This is a genomic window from Lysinibacillus telephonicus, assembly GCF_003966145.1.
Lineage (GTDB): Bacteria > Bacillota > Bacilli > Bacillales_A > Planococcaceae > Ureibacillus > Ureibacillus telephonicus.
This window is the reverse complement of the sequence record NZ_RXNR01000082.1, coordinates 1-15,775: the sequence shown is the minus strand read 5'-3', so window position 1 is coordinate 15,775 and position 15,775 is coordinate 1. Positions and strand designations below refer to the sequence as shown.

At 34.2% G+C, this 15,775-nt stretch carries 18 protein-coding genes; 5 read left to right on the top strand and 13 right to left on the bottom strand.

What is annotated here, in order from left to right; all coding sequences use genetic code 11:
• Positions 1 to 156 precede the first annotated feature (156 nt).
• Positions 157 to 696: an STAS domain-containing protein gene (locus EKG35_RS18245; RefSeq protein ID WP_126295972.1), complete on the top strand. Its 540-nt coding sequence runs from the start codon at positions 157 to 159 to the stop codon at positions 694 to 696.
• Between the two features lie 125 nt (positions 697 to 821).
• On the opposite strand, the gene EKG35_RS21070 is transcribed toward EKG35_RS18245, so the two are convergent.
• Positions 822 to 998, bottom strand: coding sequence for a hypothetical protein (locus EKG35_RS21070; protein WP_185807816.1), 177 nt, complete (start codon positions 996 to 998; stop codon positions 822 to 824).
• 355 nt (positions 999 to 1,353) lie between these two features.
• Here EKG35_RS21070 and trhO point away from each other — a divergent pair, with 355 nt between their 5' ends.
• Both trhO and EKG35_RS18235 read left to right on the top strand, forming a co-directional pair.
• Positions 1,354 to 2,307, top strand: coding sequence for an oxygen-dependent tRNA uridine(34) hydroxylase TrhO (gene trhO / locus EKG35_RS18240; protein ID WP_126295971.1), 954 nt, complete (start codon positions 1,354 to 1,356; stop codon positions 2,305 to 2,307).
• Positions 2,308 to 2,354: 47 nt separating this feature from the next.
• Complete coding sequence (locus EKG35_RS18235; protein ID WP_246020483.1) at positions 2,355 to 3,101, top strand: Fe-S oxidoreductase; 747 nt, start codon at positions 2,355 to 2,357, stop codon at positions 3,099 to 3,101.
• A 406-nt stretch (positions 3,102 to 3,507) separates the two neighbouring features.
• On the opposite strand, the gene EKG35_RS18230 is transcribed toward EKG35_RS18235, so the two are convergent.
• The 9 genes from EKG35_RS18230 to EKG35_RS18190 all read right to left on the bottom strand — a co-directional run bounded on the left by EKG35_RS18230 (position 3,508) and on the right by EKG35_RS18190 (position 11,425).
• Positions 3,508 to 3,882 carry a metal-dependent transcriptional regulator gene (locus EKG35_RS18230; RefSeq protein ID WP_126295970.1) on the bottom strand — a complete coding sequence of 125 codons (375 nt, stop codon included), beginning with the start codon at positions 3,880 to 3,882 and terminating at the stop codon, positions 3,508 to 3,510.
• 16 nt (positions 3,883 to 3,898) lie between these two features.
• Positions 3,899 to 4,774, bottom strand: a complete 876-nt coding sequence (locus EKG35_RS18225) for a metal ABC transporter permease (protein WP_126295969.1) — start codon at positions 4,772 to 4,774, stop codon at positions 3,899 to 3,901.
• Positions 4,771 to 5,691, bottom strand: a complete 921-nt coding sequence (locus EKG35_RS18220) for a metal ABC transporter permease (RefSeq protein WP_126295968.1) — start codon at positions 5,689 to 5,691, stop codon at positions 4,771 to 4,773. The genes EKG35_RS18225 and EKG35_RS18220 overlap by 4 nt, the downstream gene beginning before the upstream one ends.
• Positions 5,672 to 6,427, bottom strand: a complete 756-nt coding sequence (locus EKG35_RS18215; protein WP_126295967.1) for a metal ABC transporter ATP-binding protein — start codon at positions 6,425 to 6,427, stop codon at positions 5,672 to 5,674. Before EKG35_RS18215 ends, EKG35_RS18220 begins: the two co-directional genes overlap by 20 nt.
• The gene (locus EKG35_RS18210; protein WP_126295966.1) at positions 6,424 to 7,395 is read right to left on the bottom strand and encodes a metal ABC transporter solute-binding protein, Zn/Mn family; all 972 of its coding nucleotides are present in this window, start codon (positions 7,393 to 7,395) and stop codon (positions 6,424 to 6,426) included. The genes EKG35_RS18215 and EKG35_RS18210 overlap by 4 nt, the downstream gene beginning before the upstream one ends.
• A gap of 235 nt (positions 7,396 to 7,630) precedes the next feature.
• Complete coding sequence (locus EKG35_RS18205) at positions 7,631 to 8,782, bottom strand: stalk domain-containing protein (protein ID WP_126295965.1); 1,152 nt, start codon at positions 8,780 to 8,782, stop codon at positions 7,631 to 7,633.
• Positions 8,694 to 9,179, bottom strand: a complete 486-nt coding sequence (locus tag EKG35_RS18200) for a stalk domain-containing protein (protein ID WP_185807815.1) — start codon at positions 9,177 to 9,179, stop codon at positions 8,694 to 8,696. The genes EKG35_RS18205 and EKG35_RS18200 overlap by 89 nt, the downstream gene beginning before the upstream one ends.
• A gap of 46 nt (positions 9,180 to 9,225) precedes the next feature.
• A complete protein-coding gene (locus EKG35_RS18195; protein WP_126295963.1) occupies positions 9,226 to 10,713 on the bottom strand; it encodes a DUF5050 domain-containing protein in 1,488 nt (495 codons plus the stop codon).
• Positions 10,714 to 10,972: 259 nt separating this feature from the next.
• Positions 10,973 to 11,425 (bottom strand): MarR family winged helix-turn-helix transcriptional regulator, encoded by a 453-nt coding sequence (locus EKG35_RS18190; RefSeq protein WP_126295962.1) that lies wholly within the window; start codon positions 11,423 to 11,425, stop codon positions 10,973 to 10,975.
• 114 nt (positions 11,426 to 11,539) lie between these two features.
• On the opposite strand from EKG35_RS18190, the gene EKG35_RS18185 reads away from it, so the two are divergent.
• Entirely contained in the window at positions 11,540 to 11,980 is a 441-nt protein-coding gene (locus tag EKG35_RS18185) for a GNAT family N-acetyltransferase (protein ID WP_126295961.1), read from the top strand.
• 8 nt (positions 11,981 to 11,988) lie between these two features.
• Entirely contained in the window at positions 11,989 to 12,645 is a 657-nt protein-coding gene (locus EKG35_RS18180; RefSeq protein WP_126295960.1) for a YczE/YyaS/YitT family protein, read from the top strand.
• Between the two features lie 157 nt (positions 12,646 to 12,802).
• Here EKG35_RS18180 and EKG35_RS18175 read toward each other — a convergent pair whose 3' ends face one another.
• The 3 genes from EKG35_RS18175 to EKG35_RS18165 form a co-directional block, all read right to left on the bottom strand.
• Positions 12,803 to 13,801 carry an HAAS signaling domain-containing protein gene (locus tag EKG35_RS18175; protein ID WP_126295959.1) on the bottom strand — a complete coding sequence of 333 codons (999 nt, stop codon included), beginning with the start codon at positions 13,799 to 13,801 and terminating at the stop codon, positions 12,803 to 12,805.
• Positions 13,788 to 14,135 (bottom strand): PadR family transcriptional regulator, encoded by a 348-nt coding sequence (locus tag EKG35_RS18170; RefSeq protein WP_126295958.1) that lies wholly within the window; start codon positions 14,133 to 14,135, stop codon positions 13,788 to 13,790. The genes EKG35_RS18175 and EKG35_RS18170 overlap by 14 nt, the downstream gene beginning before the upstream one ends.
• Before the next feature lie 211 nt (positions 14,136 to 14,346).
• The gene (locus EKG35_RS18165; RefSeq protein ID WP_126295957.1) at positions 14,347 to 15,216 is read right to left on the bottom strand and encodes a DUF1259 domain-containing protein; all 870 of its coding nucleotides are present in this window, start codon (positions 15,214 to 15,216) and stop codon (positions 14,347 to 14,349) included.
• Positions 15,217 to 15,775: the final 559 nt, after the last annotated feature.

Below are 15,775 nucleotides of genomic sequence, written 5' to 3'. Positions count from 1 at the left end.
TCCATTAGTACAGCCTCCCAATAAACTAAATAATACTAGTTTACTAGAAGTGTATTGAATAGTGAAAAAGTGTTCAAACCAAATGAGCAAATTCTGTTGATTCTATTTTAGCGTTTACAATTGCCTAAATTTTGAAGAAAAGATATAATTTTATTTATGAAATTACAATCTTTTTTACAAAAAAATTCTGAAGAGGAAAAAAAGTGTATGTTACTATCATTGACTAGTGCTTTCGAAAAAACAAAAGAAGAGCTTTTTAATAAAGCAAAATCCTCAACATCCCTTACCTCAAGTGAGATCCTACACCAAAGTCAACAATTAGATTATTTTATTACACTGTTCCAAAATAAGAATTTTTCTGATTTTGTTGTAAGCTATAGGGTTGAGGAATCTAAACTGTTTATTGAAATTAAAGGGCAATTGGATATTATTACTTCCGACGAACTGAAATCTTTCGTTAAGGTAAATAAAGAAAAATGGGGAGATATTAAAGAGTTTTATATCGACTTAAGCCATCTTAATTTTTTTGATACAACAGGTGTTGAATCTATCGTTTCTTTAATTACTGAAGCTAAAAGTCATGGTATTTTGATAAAATCAATTATTACAAATCAAACCGCTTATGAAATTTTTAATATTATAGGAATTTCAAGTGCCCTTAAAAAATTAAATTGCGGGACATTCGTCGCAGTCTAATCTAGGGGAATACGTAGATAATTTATCTCAAAATCGAAATTCTCATATTACTATCATTGTGGAAGTTTAAAAAGACTTTTCATTTAACTTCCACAATGGTTAATAATAGGCGGATTCTATAATTATTACTTTTTACTCGCTCTCCACAAGAGTGCTGAAATTAAAAGAATGCCCCCTACTCCAACACCAATTATTTGATCTAAAAGAAATTCTCCAGTTCTAAAATAACGGATTATAAATGTGCCACCGAATATTATAGTGATTGTAATTGCTAGTTGTATTAGATATGTATTGATTTTCATTGACAACCCCTCAACTTTGTTTTAGCAGCATATTTTATAAATTTTTTTCAAAAAAACCCCTAATCCTTTCATGACATTCTTCAATTATAGGAAATGATTCATATTTGCAAACATACCCATAAACTGAGAGAAATTCATACCTATTCCTCTTTTCAATGTTAAATTAACTTATCACAAAATAAAGGGGAATCATTAAGTAACTAAGTTCGGTCAATTGAAGTATTAACAAATGTACGAAAGTGTGGTATTTTATATTTATATACTAAAAGGTATATAAAGTATGAATTTCTCACATAAAGCAGAAGTTCACCCATCAGGTATATCCTGTAAATATAAATGATAGGTGGAAAAGAAAATGAATTATCGAGTTTTATTATATTATTTTTATACAAAAATAGATGATCCAGCTGAATTTGCAGCGGAACATTTAGAGACATGCAAGAGTATGAACTTAAAGGGTCGTATTTTAGTAGCCCACGAAGGTATCAATGGTACTGTTTCAGGTACAATTGAAGATACGAATGCCTATATGGATTATATGAAAAATCATCCTTTGTTCGATGGTATTGTGTTTAAGATTGATGAAGCAGAGGGACATGCATTTAAGAAAATGCATTGCCGTCCGCGTCCTGAGCTTGTAAACTTAAGCTTGGAAGACGATGTCAACCCACATGAAGTTACTGGCCGTTATCTAACACCTCAAGAATTCTTTGAAGAAATGCAACGCGAAGATACAGTTGTATTAGACGTGCGTAACACTTACGAGTATGATGTTGGTCATTTCCGTGGAGCGATTCGTCCAGAAGTTGAAACATTCCGAGATACACCGCAATGGGTACGTGATAACAAAGAATTATTTGAAGGTAAACGTGTACTAACATACTGCACAGGCGGTATTCGTTGTGAAAAATTCTCAGGTTGGTTAAAACGTGAAGGTATTGGCGAAGATGTTGGCCAATTACACGGTGGTATTGCTACTTACGGTAAAGACCCAGTCGTAAAAGGGCAACTTTGGGACGGTCAAATGTATGTATTTGACGAAAGATTAACTGTTCCGGTTAACAAAGTTGAACACGTTGTTGTAGGTCGTGACCACTTTGATGGTACACCATGTGAACGTTATATTAATTGTGCAAACCCAGAATGTAATAAACAAATTTTATGTTCAGAAGAAAATGAACGCGAACACCTAGGTGGTTGTACAATTGAATGTTCAAAACATGAACGTAATCGCTATGTTGCAAAGCATAATTTATCAAAAGAATTTGTTGATGCACAAATAGCAAAATTAGAACAAGTAGCAAAATAATTAAATAATTTTGTACAAATAAAGCAGCAAGTGGAATTTCACTCCACTTGCTGCTTTCGAACATTCTATTAGTAGGTGATAATATGCCCGCATTAACCTTTGAACAGGTCGAGATGTTAAATAAATACCGAATTTATACGACTCCGCCAAAACGTGCGCTCTTTACGCTGGAACGTTTAAGCAAGGAATTTTTCCATGACGACTTTGCTCCACTCATGCAAGGAATTACAGACTCAAAAAATGCAACAGCTGCTGTTTCACACTTTGCCAAACGCTACGGAATGTTTTTTGCTATGCAGTTTCATATGTTGGCTGCTTACGATTTAGTTTGGGACGGTAAATTCATTGATTTACAATTTGATGTTACAGAAGAATTTGGCACACATACGGTTGCTATGTTTATAAATCCGAATGACTACCGTTATGTAATACCAGAGGAACGGCAATATAAAATAAGCTCAATTTTGTATTATCAAGGGTATGAGATTGTGCAGCAGTTAAGGAAGACAACAACAATCTCACCATTAACCATTTGGGAGAACTTCTTTATCCATATGATTAATATTTTTGATAAGTTGTTAGAAAATCCAGCAACCGCAACCCAAGCTATGGATGATATTGAATTGCTGGAAAACCCAGAGTTATGGAAACGCTTTAGTGATAAATCGCTTTTCTATGAATTTACGAAAGGTAAAAACCCTTCGCAACTAGCTAGTCATCCTAAAAGGAAAAGTTGCTGCTTTTCTATGGACATCCCTGGGCTGGCAGCATGCGGCTATTGTCCAAGAGCTTAGAAAAAGAAAAGCACAAAAACCCTTTGGCTGTGTGCTCCCTGTTTCTATTTGTAATAAGGGGCATTAACGAGGAGAAAATTCTAAAAGAGATACATGTCAAAAGTGAATATAATCGTAAGTTTGGATAGATCTTGTTAATTAAAAGGCTTATAAAAAAACAAGTAAAGCTTCTTTCCCTGTAAATAAATATAAAAGTCTTTTTTTAATTTTAGTTTCAACTTATACCCTCTCGTTGTTGTATGTTATTATGTTGGACCTAAATCTTCAGCTACATTTAGGCAAAAAATAAGCAGAGAAACTATTTAATAATTTCTCTGCTTACAGTTTAAGTGCTAAATAAGCCTTTTAAAGAAAGAGAAAATATATAATACTAGCTTTTCGTTAACATTATAAACACCTTTGAAAATTATTCCATCGATGTGTTTTTTAAAAAGCGATCAATTAGATGAATAACATCTCGACTAAAAGTATTTTCGATTGATTTAACCTCATTCTCAACCTTATCTTCATCTACACCGATATATCGTAAAAATTGTACTAGCACATGTCGATTTTCAAGTAGATGCTTACATACCTCTTCTCCTTTTTCTGTCAACTTTATCATTTTGTATCGCTGAAATTCAATTAATTCTTCGTCTTTTAACTTTTTAGCCATTTTCGAAACAGAAGGAACTGAGACTTGTAATGATTTCGCTAAATCTGAAACACGAGTATAGCCCTCGTTATCCTGATTGCTATAGATCTCTATTAAATATTTCTCTTTATTAGCGGAAATCACCATTTGAAAACCTCCTTATTTATGATTTCATTGTAGAAGGTCTAATCTTATTAGAAAGCAGTCCGTGTCGTGGTGAAAAGATAAAACTAATGAAAAAGACAATACCGGTTGCAAACGCCATTGAACCTGATATGGAACTATCAATCCATACTGCAAAATAATAACCAGCAATAGCAGAAAGAATTCCAAAAATACTACTTATAACAATCATTTTAAATAGATTATCTGTCCAAAGATAGGCAGAGGCAGCTGGAGCAATTAGCATGGCAACAACCATAATTGCCCCCACAGCATCAAAAGCTGCTACAGTTGTGACTGAAACAAGTGTCATAAACAAATAATGCATCCCAAGAACTGGAATTCCGATACTAGCTGCAAGTGCAGAATCGAAAGTCGTAATTTTCCACTCCTTATAAAATAGCCCAATGATTAATATTATTATCGCTAATACAAGTAATAAAATTAGAGTAGCCACAGGCATATCCCCAAACATTGGAATTTCAACTGTATTCCAAGGAATAAATGCAATCTCTCCCATCAAAGCATGTTGAACATCAAGATGTGCATTTCCAGCCTTAGTTGCAATTAGAATGACTCCTAGTGCAAAAAGAATTGTAAATACAACACCAATTGATGCTTCATGCTGTACATTATTTGAATGGAGCCATTGAACGAGAAAAGTTGTAAATACACCCGCTAACGCTGCACCAATTAACATGTGTATACCGCTTAAACTTTGTGTAAGTAAATAAGCAACCACAATCCCAAGTAATACGGAATGACTAATAGCATCAGCCATCATTGCCATTCTCCTTAAAATTAAAAACACTCCTACAATTCCACAAGAAATTCCTACTAGTGAAGCTGTCAATAGTATCCATGCTGAATATGTCATCGTTTTCCCTCCCTTACAATTTGAGCAGGAGGCATAAGTTTAAGTACTTCATTTTTTTTATTTCGAAAAATTAGGTACTCAACAACTATTCCTTTTTTTGCTCCAAAAAATAAGGAAAGTAAAAATATCAAACCAGATATCATTACAATAAACGGTCCGGTTGGCCATCCGGAGCCTAAAGCGCTAATAGTAGTTCCAATCGTACCAGCCATTCCCCCAAATAGCCCTGATAACCACATCATTTTCCTAAAAGAATGGGTCCAGTATCTAGCACTTACTGGAGGAATAATAAGTAATGCTGACATCAAAATAACACCCACTGCTTGAATCCCAATAACAATAGTTAAAACTAAAATAATTAAATATACTGTATTCATCCCTTTAATTGAAAGGTTTAAACCTTTTGCAAAGTTCGGATCAAACAAAAGTAATTTCCATTCTTTAAAACCAATTAGTATAATTAATATTACAGTGGCTGCAAGGATGGTTGTTATTACAACGTCCGACCATATCATAGAAGCAGCCTGGCCATAGATAAAACTATCTAACCCAGCTTGATTTCCATTACTATTGCGATTAACAACAGTCAATAGGACAATTCCTCCACCAAAAAATACTGCTAAAATTAATCCCATCGCTGTATCTGAAGTTATTCTCGTTGTTGATTTAATAAGCATAATTAAAAATGCACCGAGTAGTGCGCTAATAGTAGCACCAATGATTAGTAGAAAAAAATCCTTTTCTTGAAAAATTAGAAAAGAAATTACAACACCTGGTAATGCAGCATGTGAAAGTGCATCACTCATCAAACTTTGCTTCCTCCAATAAACTAAACAACCAATTAATCCAGAAGCAAAACCGAGGAGGAGTGTACTTAAAAGTACCCATTGATAGTTGCTAGATAGTAGAATGGACAATTCCGATTCCCTCCTTCAACCAGCGAACGGTTCCTCCATACGTTTTTTTAATATTATTAGCTGTAAATGTAGAGGTAATGGCCCCATGTGCAACAACAGTTCGGTTCAAAAATAACACTTGATCAAAATAATCTTCTACTGTTTGAAGGTCATGATGTACAACTAGTACGGTTTTTCCTTCCTTTTTTAATTCCCTTAAAATTGCCATAATTGCTCTCTCTGTTGCGGCATCGACACCAGCAAGCGGCTCATCCATAAAATATAAATCTGCATTCTGTATTAAAGCTCTTGCTAAAAATACCCTTTGTTGTTGACCACCTGACAATTCACTAATTTGACGATTAGCATAATCCGCCATGCCGACTTTCCTTAATGCATCAAGTGCTTTCTCCTTATGACTCTTATTCGGCCATTTTACCCAACCAATTTGACCGTACATTCCCATCATTACAACATCTAATGCATCGGTTGGAAAATCCCAGTCAACAGAACCTCGCTGAGGAACATACCCTACTTTCTTTTTTACATTTTTTAAGAGCTCTCCAAAAAATGAAACATCACCTGATAGATTTGGGTGTAAACCAAGTAGTACTTTAATTAATGTCGACTTGCCTGCACCATTTGGTCCTACAATACATGTTAGCGTCCCTTGGGGGATTGTGAACGAAACATCATTCAGAATAATGTTTTTTCTATACGCCGCACTTAATTTTTCGACTTGAAGTACATCCGTCATTGTGTACCCCCTGTTAGTCCCTCATAAATAGTTACTACATTATGTTGATACATGCCAAGGTAAGTACCCTCTTCAGTTCCTGTTTCACCCATAGCATCTGAGAACAGTTCTCCCCCTAGATTAACACTTAGCCCTTCTTTACCAGCCCCTTCAATTACTGCTTTTATTGAATTTTGGTTAACACTGCTTTCTACAAAAACTGCAGGGACTTGCTTGTCAATTAACAAATCAACAGTAGTTTGAATTTCCGATAGACCAACCTCATCTTCTGTACTTAAGCCTTGTAACCCGACCACCTCAATATCAAACATACGACCAAAATAACCAAATGCATCATGAGCTGTTACTAAAACGCGCTGCTCCTCGGGAATGCTTGATAACTTTTCTATAGCGTCTGCTTTTAGTTCATCAATTTTGCCAAAATAACTCTCTTTATTTTGTTCAAAGTAATCTGCATCTTCAGGTGAATATTCTTTTAATAATTCTGTTGCGCTCTCTAACGCATCTTTCCAAAGATCTAAATCGAACCAAATATGAGGGTCAATTGCGCCATTTTCGTCTTTTAATAATTGTTCTTCATTAATTGATTCTCCTATTGCAAACGTTGTTTTCGAATCTTTTAATTTGGCGAAAATTTCATCCATATTTCCTTCAAGATGAAGCCCATTATATAAAATAATATCTGCATTTTGAAGGGTAGTAATATCCCCTTGAGTTGCTGTGTATAAATGTGGATCAACACCTGGTCCCATCAGACTCTTCACTTCAACACGGTCCCCACCGATAATTTCAATTGGTTCTCCAATTTGGGCAATTGTTGTAACAATTTGAATTGGTTCTTTTAATGAATTTTCACCATTTGACACAGTATTATTTTGCTCTTTCGAGTCTTGACACCCCCCTAAAATGAAAGCAACTATTCCTAAAATTACAATAAACAATAAAATAAAAAGTTTTAATTTGTTCATTTCCATCCTCCTTGGTTTAGGTCACAAATGTTGCACTAGGGAAACTTTTTGGCTAAAAAATATAGAAAAGCAGACAAGCTTTCCTTACAGACAAATTGTTTCCTTAAGGAAAATTTAGTGCATAAGGTAACAATTGTCAATAGTTTTTTCCATTTTTTGATTAGAAATTTTAATACCAAAAGAGGATAACCTTAAAAAATTTTAGGTTGCCCTCCTACCATACAATTTTATATTATTATTTTTTGTGGCCAACTGTTAGATAAATAGAACCCGTAGATTCTACAAATCTTGCTGTCACTGTTCTTCCATTTGCAGTAAAACGCTCTGGAATATCACCTTTATTAAAGTAGTTCCAAACACGATTTGCATCCTTTTCAAAATATAATTTAAACAGCTCTTTCGCTACAATTGGGATGCGGTAAGATTGTTGTAAAGCACTACTTTGCCATCCATAAAACGATATTCCAACCTCATATGAGGCAGTTGGTCCTTGATCAATTACTTGGATAACCTTCGATTTACCAAAAATACTATAAGTTATTCCACCTTTATCAAATCCTAATTCATTTTCAAGTGTTTTTTTGTTTACTTGTGGGTCTTTACTCCACTTTGATTTCAAGGTAGAAGCAAACCATCCATCATCATACATCTTACCTGTAGCAGGTGATTTCCCTATTTTAAGTGCATCTTTCTTTACGAAGCCACTTTGATTTCCAACTTTAATTTTATACCAATTGCCCTGTGCTCGAGCAATGTATACTTGTTGATTTTTCACTAGTGCTGTAACATCAGTTATACTTCCTGGAGCTGGAGAGACAAGCGCCCATTTCGTTGCATACCCTGTCTTTTTAACAGTCTCTGCAAGTTCAACAGGAAGCTCGCCAACGTAAATCGTTGTCTTTGATTTTTCATTTACTGTCTCAACGTAATAATTTAACCCGTTTTCTGAAGAAATAAATTCTACTGGTACATAGACTTGGCCATTTTTATAAAGTGCTTTCGCATCTACATCCTTTGTATTGCCGTTTACTTTTTCAGTCTTCAACGGAACAAAATGAGTTCTTTCTCTACTCATCAATTGCGAATCATAGATCTCGGCTTTCGATTCACCATCAGTTACAGTTGCAAAAGTTAGACCGTCTAGCTCAACAGTAACTTCTTTCGACCTAGAAATAGGTCTACCACCCATTTGTTTAGCGATTTCATTTAAAGGGACATATGTTGTACCATTGCTGATAAATGGATTATATTTGCTATTAACTTGTTTGTTGTTAACTTTTAAAACGATAGGTGTGTTACTAATTGATTGTTGTAAACTTCCAGGAAGCTTTCCAACATATATTATTGTTTTCGTATTTTCTTTTACTACCTCTACAGGATATGTCATACCATTTCCGGACGAATTCGATCGGCACATATACTTGTCCATTTTTATAGATGGCTTTCACATTGGCATTTACCTGTTCGCCGTCTACCATTTTGGTCTTTAATGGGTAGAGCTTCCCATTTACGATTCCAGTAGTTTGTCCATCTTGTATAACAACTAAAAATCCTGTTTCTCCTTTAATATGCACTTTCTTTTGATAGGAACTAGAAGTTACTTCATCTCCCATTTGTTTAGCAACTTCATCTAAAGGGACATAAATATTCCCATTGCTTGTAAACGGACTGATTTCTACTTTTTTATTGTTTACCATTAAAAGTACAGACGCAGATTCAGCCTGTACAAATGTGGGTGCTACTAAAGAAAATAACAAAATAAATGCAATCAATAGTTTTTTCATGTAATATCTCCTAATTTCCAACATAATACCAAATATGGAAAATTTACTAATCTATAAATTTATCAAAATAATATTTACCATCTATTTCTTTAAATACCGCAGTAATACTTAAACCGTCTTTTTCTCTAAAAATATAAACTGAATTATCCGAGGTAACGGTAATTTCATAATCGTAATAGCCACCATATGGCTCACCCTTAAGCGGGGAAGAACTTAATGCCTCCATAAAAAGGTCAATATATTGGCCTTCCGGGTCAGTAAGTAATGTCTTTAATAGATCTTCATTTTGATTGGAAAGACCAAAAAGCAGCGCTTTTGTAGCACCAACTACATGCTCTTGTGGGAAAAGAATCTCTCCCCCAACAATTGCACTCTCCTGTTCTTCTAATTCTCTAATTGAAATAGGCTCTTCTAAATAAAACAAATCATCATATAGTTTTAATAATTCCGGTGGTGTTCCCCATCCTTCAGTGGCTGCTGCTGATTGGCTATATGAATCCATTGCACTATTATAGGCATCTATAACATTAGTAAAAACCGCCAGCGAATATTGTCCTTGCCCAAAGCCCCAATAGAATAAATGGCCACCTGCAATACTATAAGCATAGACAGAGCTTGTAGGAACCTCCCAATGCTTTGAACCAGTTAAATCCATCGCAAACATTTTTTGATTCTCTGTATAATAAATCGTGTCACCTGCAATATTAGGCATGTCAATTGAAGCACCGTTTTCCTTAAGATTAGCAGTTAAGTTTCTTATATCCCCGCCATCTCCATCTATGCTCATTTTAAAATTATCCCCGTTTTCTAGATAATAAAGATCATCACCATTTACCTGAAATGACTCCAAGTTGAAATGGGATTTTACTAATGGCTCATCAGCATTTTCTAAATTATCTATGTATAATCGATAGTCACGGTTTTTAACTTTTTCAGACCAATATAGTTTTCCCTGATCAATATAAAAGCTTTTAATACCAGTTGCCTTTTCCTTCTCATTTTCTCCATTAATCCCCATCGTATAAAGATTAAAAGAATCATATTCGCTATCATAAGAGGAAAAAATAATTTGCTCCTTATAAACAATCATGCGTGATACAGAAACCGAAGTTGGTATTTCTTCCTTTCCCTCTCCATCCAAGTCCACTTTGTAAATTTTTTCGTTCTTAACGTAATATACACGGTTATTTATTACATTAATGGAGGCAATTAACCCTTCTTCATTTTCTACACTATCAAGTACATCTCCGTTATTCTCCATATCAGAAATTTCATCTCTAGGAGAGGCAATTAATCTTTTTGAGTCCGAGTAGAAAACCATATTCCCATATTCTGCGGCTACTCCACCATTTTGAATATTGCCGCTTGTATTCCCCGTAATTACAGCTAAAGCATCCTCTTCGACTATTTGTTCCTCAGCTTTAGTAGTTGAATTCTCATCCTTATCCTCTACTTGAGTTTTAGTATCTTTAGAATCAGCACAACCAACTAAAGCTAAAGAAATCATCAGTGTATATATAATTCCTTTTTTCATAAGCAAATGCCCCTCTACTTATATTGTTTTAAATAAGACTCACCTGAAAATTATACTAAATTATACATATAAAGAACCATCTATTTTTATATTATTTTAGTAATAAGTTCTTATATGGTTAAACTCTTTTATCACAGCAAAATTCCTATAATTTAATTTTAATAGTATTAAAGAACTTCTTTTTGACATAATAAATACCCTTTTGGCAATTCAACCAAAAGGGTAAAACAGTTCAACGCAACTTTATTTTAAATATGTCTCAATACTCTCTCTTGTTTCCCTTTTTTACAAAGTCCCACTCTACCTCAATGTTTTTCCTAACTCGTTGAAGAAGATGAAAAATAGCATCTGCTTCCTCCGGAGAAAATCCGGATAGTGCAACCTTATTCGAATAATCCCCTTCTCTTTTTAGAAATGGATACACCTTCTTACCTTTGTCTGTTGGGAATAATTTTTTAATTTTTTTATTAAACTCATCATCCTTTTTTTCTATAAACCCTTGTATTTCCAATTTCTTTATTGCACGAGCTGCTGTTGTTCGATCCACTTTTATCATTTCTGCTAGCTTTTCTTGAATTATTCCAGGATTTTCACATATTCGAACAAGGTACAAATATTGTCCTTTAGTAAGGTCATATTCTTTAAATTCAATATTGCTGATAGAATCTAACGCACGTGCTATCATACCAATTTCACGAAGAATTTCCTTCATAAAAACCTCCCTCAACTTTTTGTTGCATTTACAACAAAATTTCGTATATACTTTTCATTAATAACTTCAATTATGACTTGTCTAATTAAATAAATCCAGAAAGGTGAAGGTAAATTGAAAGTAAAAAAAATAACAGAAGAGATTGACTTAAATAAAGCATTTCATATCAGAAAGGCAGTTTTTGTTGAGGAACAAGGAGTACCACATGAAGATGAATTTGATGATTTTGATAAACTGAATGGAAAATGTGAGCACATATTGGTCTTTTACAATGAACAGCCTGTGGGAACTGGTAGAATTAGAATTCATGAAGGTCTAGGTAAACTAGAGAGAATTTGTATTTTAGAACCTTACCGAAATTTTGGTCTAGGTAAGGAAATTATTAAATCGTTAGAAGAAATCGCAATAGAAAAGGGTGTATCCCAGGTTAAATTACATGGCCAAACACAGGCAGAGGGCTTTTACATAAAACTTGGCTATCGTACTTCATCTATTCCATTTATGGAGGATGGAATTCCACACGTTTTAATGATAAAGGAATTGTCAACTGTGTAATGTTGAAGATGTCAGGAAAAGCGAAATATACACTTTATGTATTAGGAATATTGATATTAACCCTCGGCATTTCTTTTACTATACAATCGGACCTTGGAACTTCGCCTTATGACGCACTTTTAGTAGGACTATCTATAAGCGTGGGGCTAACTGTTGGAAGCTGGGAAATTATAATCGCTTTAATACTAATATGTATTAATTCAATTTTAAGAAGACAGAGACCTGAACTATTAGGGGTGTTAACTGCCATTATCACTGGCATTAGTATTGATATGTGGCTTTTTTTATTGCACAATTTGATTTCCCCAGAGCTTTGGATTAGTAAACTCATATTTTTTGTTGTCGGCTTAGTTGTTACAGGATTAGGGACTGCAATTTATTTACAAACTCATTTTGCACCGATGCCGATTGACCGTTTAACACTAATTATACAAGAGTTAACTAGAACAAATATATTTATTTCTAGAACAGTTATTTACCTCGTATTCTTGGTAATGGCAAAACTATTTAATGGTCCAATTGGTATTGGAACTATACTGACCGTTTGTTTAGGAGGGGTAATTCTAAATTACTTTATGGCATTAACTAAGAATTTTTTAGAATGTTTACAGGAAGATACCTATACATCATCTAATTATCATACAGAAAAAAACGATTCTATATAGGATGGCTTTAGTCAAAAGAAGGATGACCCAAGACTAATCATTTTGGATCATCCTTTGTATTTACTTCTACTTCCGATTTAATCCTGATCACTAATTAGATAAGTATTTAAACCGATAGGGCCAATTCTTTACTCCCTTACGTATAAGCACATATAAATTAATAGATGCTAGCCTTACGGAATCCATCATATACACTAATTGCCGCAGATAATATAAAGATAAAAATACCACCGCCAACTATCCATGCATTTAACTGCTGTGTAGTAATGTTAAACAGTTCAGCAGTATACACATTAAAGTCTTCGGTTAGTAGATTTGGATTTATGATTATTACTATAAATCCAATCGTTGCAACTAGCTGAAGAATAGCATTATATATTGCCATTCTTTTTGTCCATTGACCCTGAACCAATTTATAGAGTGCCAATGCTATTTCAAGACCAACCATTATGATAACAATTGGCCAATACTGAAGCAAAACTTCATGGTTGAAAGTCGGAGCTACAAATTGAAGTCCATCTCCGTTGTTTTCGTATATACCTACAAGACGATCTGCATAAAAATAAACAGTTGCCCAGATGGCAGTCCACATTAAACTTCCAAATACCTCAAACTTTGAAACGGCTTTTTTCTTAGGAATATACGCTATATTTTTCAAATCATCAGGAGTCCATTTTTTAAGGCTTGTTGTTAATGGCTGCTGATCTTTACCTTTGTCTGTTCTTTCTGCAATAGCAATCACAAGTGTTAACCAAAAGAATACATGTATTCCTACCTCAATGCTTCTCCATATGCCAAATGCAAATACATCTAAAACTACATTAAGAACAGCTTCCTTGCCATCGTATCCAATAAAATATTCGGCAATAATAGAAATTAACGAAACGATAACAGCAATTGGTAAAATCATTTTGAGCAGCGTTAAATATATATCAAAATAACGTGGACCAATTAAGTGTATTGGACGATCTAGATAACCGCTAGCCAATGATACTGGGCTTCCTAATTTCTCTAGAGCACCCTTTACATCATTTTCGCTGTAATCATCAGGCAGCATATCCTCTATCGTTGATCTTAACTCAAGTGATATATCCTCACGATTTTTTTCAGGCAGTCTTCGGGTAACTTCTTGAATATAAACTTCAATTAAATTCATCTTCTTCCCCCTCTTTTAATAAGCTATAAAGCTCTTTTGAACTTTTAATCCATTCTTCTTTTAACTGCATAAAGACTTCTTGCCCATACCCACTTAAAACATAGTACTTACGAGGCCTACTCTCAGATGTATCCCAACTACTTGATACCAATTCCTGTTTTTCTAACCTACGAAGCAATGGGTACAATGTACTTTGATCAATGGCAATACCTGAACCCTCCAGCAGCTGAACGAGTGAATAACCGTACTGAGGGGTTCTTAATTGACTTAAAACTGCTAATGTCAACGTTCCCCTCCTAAGCTCTGTCGTTAAAGAATTCAATAAATTACTCATTGCTCCACCTCATCGTCGTTACTATATGTCATACAGTATTTGTTTTATACTATGCATCGTACACTATTATTGTTACAAAAGCAATTGAAATAAAAAACTTTATAAAGTAGTTAGGCAAAAAAAAGAAACCACATATTAGATTGTCTAAAATGTGGCTCCTACTTACTTTTTTCACATGGATCAATGCCCATTGTAATATCAATAATTTTATTTAAAACCTTACAACTTTGTCAGTAAGTACTTCTAAAGCATCTCTTACATCTTTTGCAAAGTTAACTGGATTATCAATTTTTATAAAGTGGATATACATTAATCTTGGATCTTCAAACAACCAATGATTATGGAATGCTGTTACTAGAATATTATGTTTTCGGAGTTTACTAATGAATGGGTTTAGCTCTTCTTGAAGAATAACAGTCTCTCCGCTGCAAAGTGCCTTCCCGTCAGGTGTTAGTGATTCAAACACAAACATTTGAGGTAATAGCAGAAATGACCTGCCTCTCCTTCCTAAGACACAAGGTTTTATATTCAGCCTTGAATCCATGACTGTACAAACTCCATTTTCGAAAGTATGCATACCACCTAGTATTTTATGGAATGCTTCGCAAAGTTCTTCCGCGTTTTTATTTGAAGGTCGGAAAACATTTCGCGGACCGCCTAACTCTTTATTAGTCAATACTTTAAGCGCTTCTCTCACTTTTTTAGCAAAAGTTAGCGGCTCATCAATGGATTCGAAATGAATATACATAAGCCGAGGCTCGTCAAATAACCAATGATTGTGCAAAGCTGTTACAATAATTCCATTTTCCCTCAAGATTGAAATAAATGGGTTAATTTCTTCTTGGAGAATGACAGTCTCCCCTAGACATAACGCCCTACCTTCACGGTCTATGTTTTCAAATGAAAATGCTTGTGGTACAAACATAAACGATTCAGCTCTACGTCCCAGTACTATTGGATGTAAGTTTGTCCTAGAACGTGTTGCTGTACAAACTCCATTTATAACAGATGGCGTTGCACCTAAAATTTTAGCAAATTCCTGGCAAAGTGCACTAGGCTGAACAGTATTCATATCATTCATGTTTAATTTTCCTTTCCTATAAATTTACTTATAGTAAATACTATTCAAGTAAATTTATAGTACTAGGGCTTTGATACAATGCCTTAAGTAAATACCTTGATAACTGTTTGGTCTTAATTGTTTTGTACTATTTATCTCGCAAATTTAGTGGCATTTCATAAAAACTATTAAAACCTGCTTTGCACAGACAATTTCTATACTTCTTTTACTGGGATTACAAAAAATGGTCATCATAACATCAGTTCCTATGAGAAGGGTACCTTTTCAATATAATCATGATACAGCAAAAGTGGCAGTACAATTGTATTTGCAATACGAAACACTGTTTTTGGTAGTGGAAGCCCTAATCTCTTAGTGGAGAATATTTTTAAAGCAAAACGATTTTTGTAGTTTAAGACTTATAAACGGTTATATTAGGTAAGTTATTGAATATAATTCGGTGTATTTTGCAAGAAAAAAGTGCAGAGATTTGCAATTAATTATACAGAGTGTTGCCACCCAGTATTTTTACAATTTCTTCGATAAAGCATTTGTTAAACGGAAGCTTTGCCCCGTGTAT

What these genes read in the sequence shown, in the direction of transcription:
- EKG35_RS18245 (WP_126295972.1), top strand. Translation starts at nt 157, where the DNA reads ATGAAATTACAATCTTTTTTACAAAAAAATTCTGAAGAGGAAAAAAAG.
- EKG35_RS21070 (WP_185807816.1), bottom strand. Translation starts at nt 998, where the DNA reads ATGAAAATCAATACATATCTAATACAACTAGCAATTACAATCACTATA.
- trhO (WP_126295971.1), top strand. Translation starts at nt 1,354, where the DNA reads ATGAATTATCGAGTTTTATTATATTATTTTTATACAAAAATAGATGAT.
- EKG35_RS18230 (WP_126295970.1), bottom strand. Translation starts at nt 3,882, where the DNA reads ATGGTGATTTCCGCTAATAAAGAGAAATATTTAATAGAGATCTATAGC.
- EKG35_RS18225 (WP_126295969.1), bottom strand. Translation starts at nt 4,774, where the DNA reads ATGACATATTCAGCATGGATACTATTGACAGCTTCACTAGTAGGAATT.
- EKG35_RS18215 (WP_126295967.1), bottom strand. Translation starts at nt 6,427, where the DNA reads ATGACGGATGTACTTCAAGTCGAAAAATTAAGTGCGGCGTATAGAAAA.
- EKG35_RS18210 (WP_126295966.1), bottom strand. Translation starts at nt 7,395, where the DNA reads ATGAACAAATTAAAACTTTTTATTTTATTGTTTATTGTAATTTTAGGA.
- EKG35_RS18205 (WP_126295965.1), bottom strand. Translation starts at nt 8,782, where the DNA reads ATGACATATCCTGTAGAGGTAGTAAAAGAAAATACGAAAACAATAATA.
- EKG35_RS18200 (WP_185807815.1), bottom strand. Translation starts at nt 9,179, where the DNA reads ATGAAAAAACTATTGATTGCATTTATTTTGTTATTTTCTTTAGTAGCA.
- EKG35_RS18195 (WP_126295963.1), bottom strand. Translation starts at nt 10,713, where the DNA reads ATGAAAAAAGGAATTATATATACACTGATGATTTCTTTAGCTTTAGTT.
- EKG35_RS18190 (WP_126295962.1), bottom strand. Translation starts at nt 11,425, where the DNA reads ATGAAGGAAATTCTTCGTGAAATTGGTATGATAGCACGTGCGTTAGAT.
- EKG35_RS18180 (WP_126295960.1), top strand. Translation starts at nt 11,989, where the DNA reads ATGTCAGGAAAAGCGAAATATACACTTTATGTATTAGGAATATTGATA.
- EKG35_RS18175 (WP_126295959.1), bottom strand. Translation starts at nt 13,801, where the DNA reads ATGAATTTAATTGAAGTTTATATTCAAGAAGTTACCCGAAGACTGCCT.
- EKG35_RS18170 (WP_126295958.1), bottom strand. Translation starts at nt 14,135, where the DNA reads ATGAGTAATTTATTGAATTCTTTAACGACAGAGCTTAGGAGGGGAACG.
- EKG35_RS18165 (WP_126295957.1), bottom strand. Translation starts at nt 15,216, where the DNA reads ATGAATGATATGAATACTGTTCAGCCTAGTGCACTTTGCCAGGAATTT.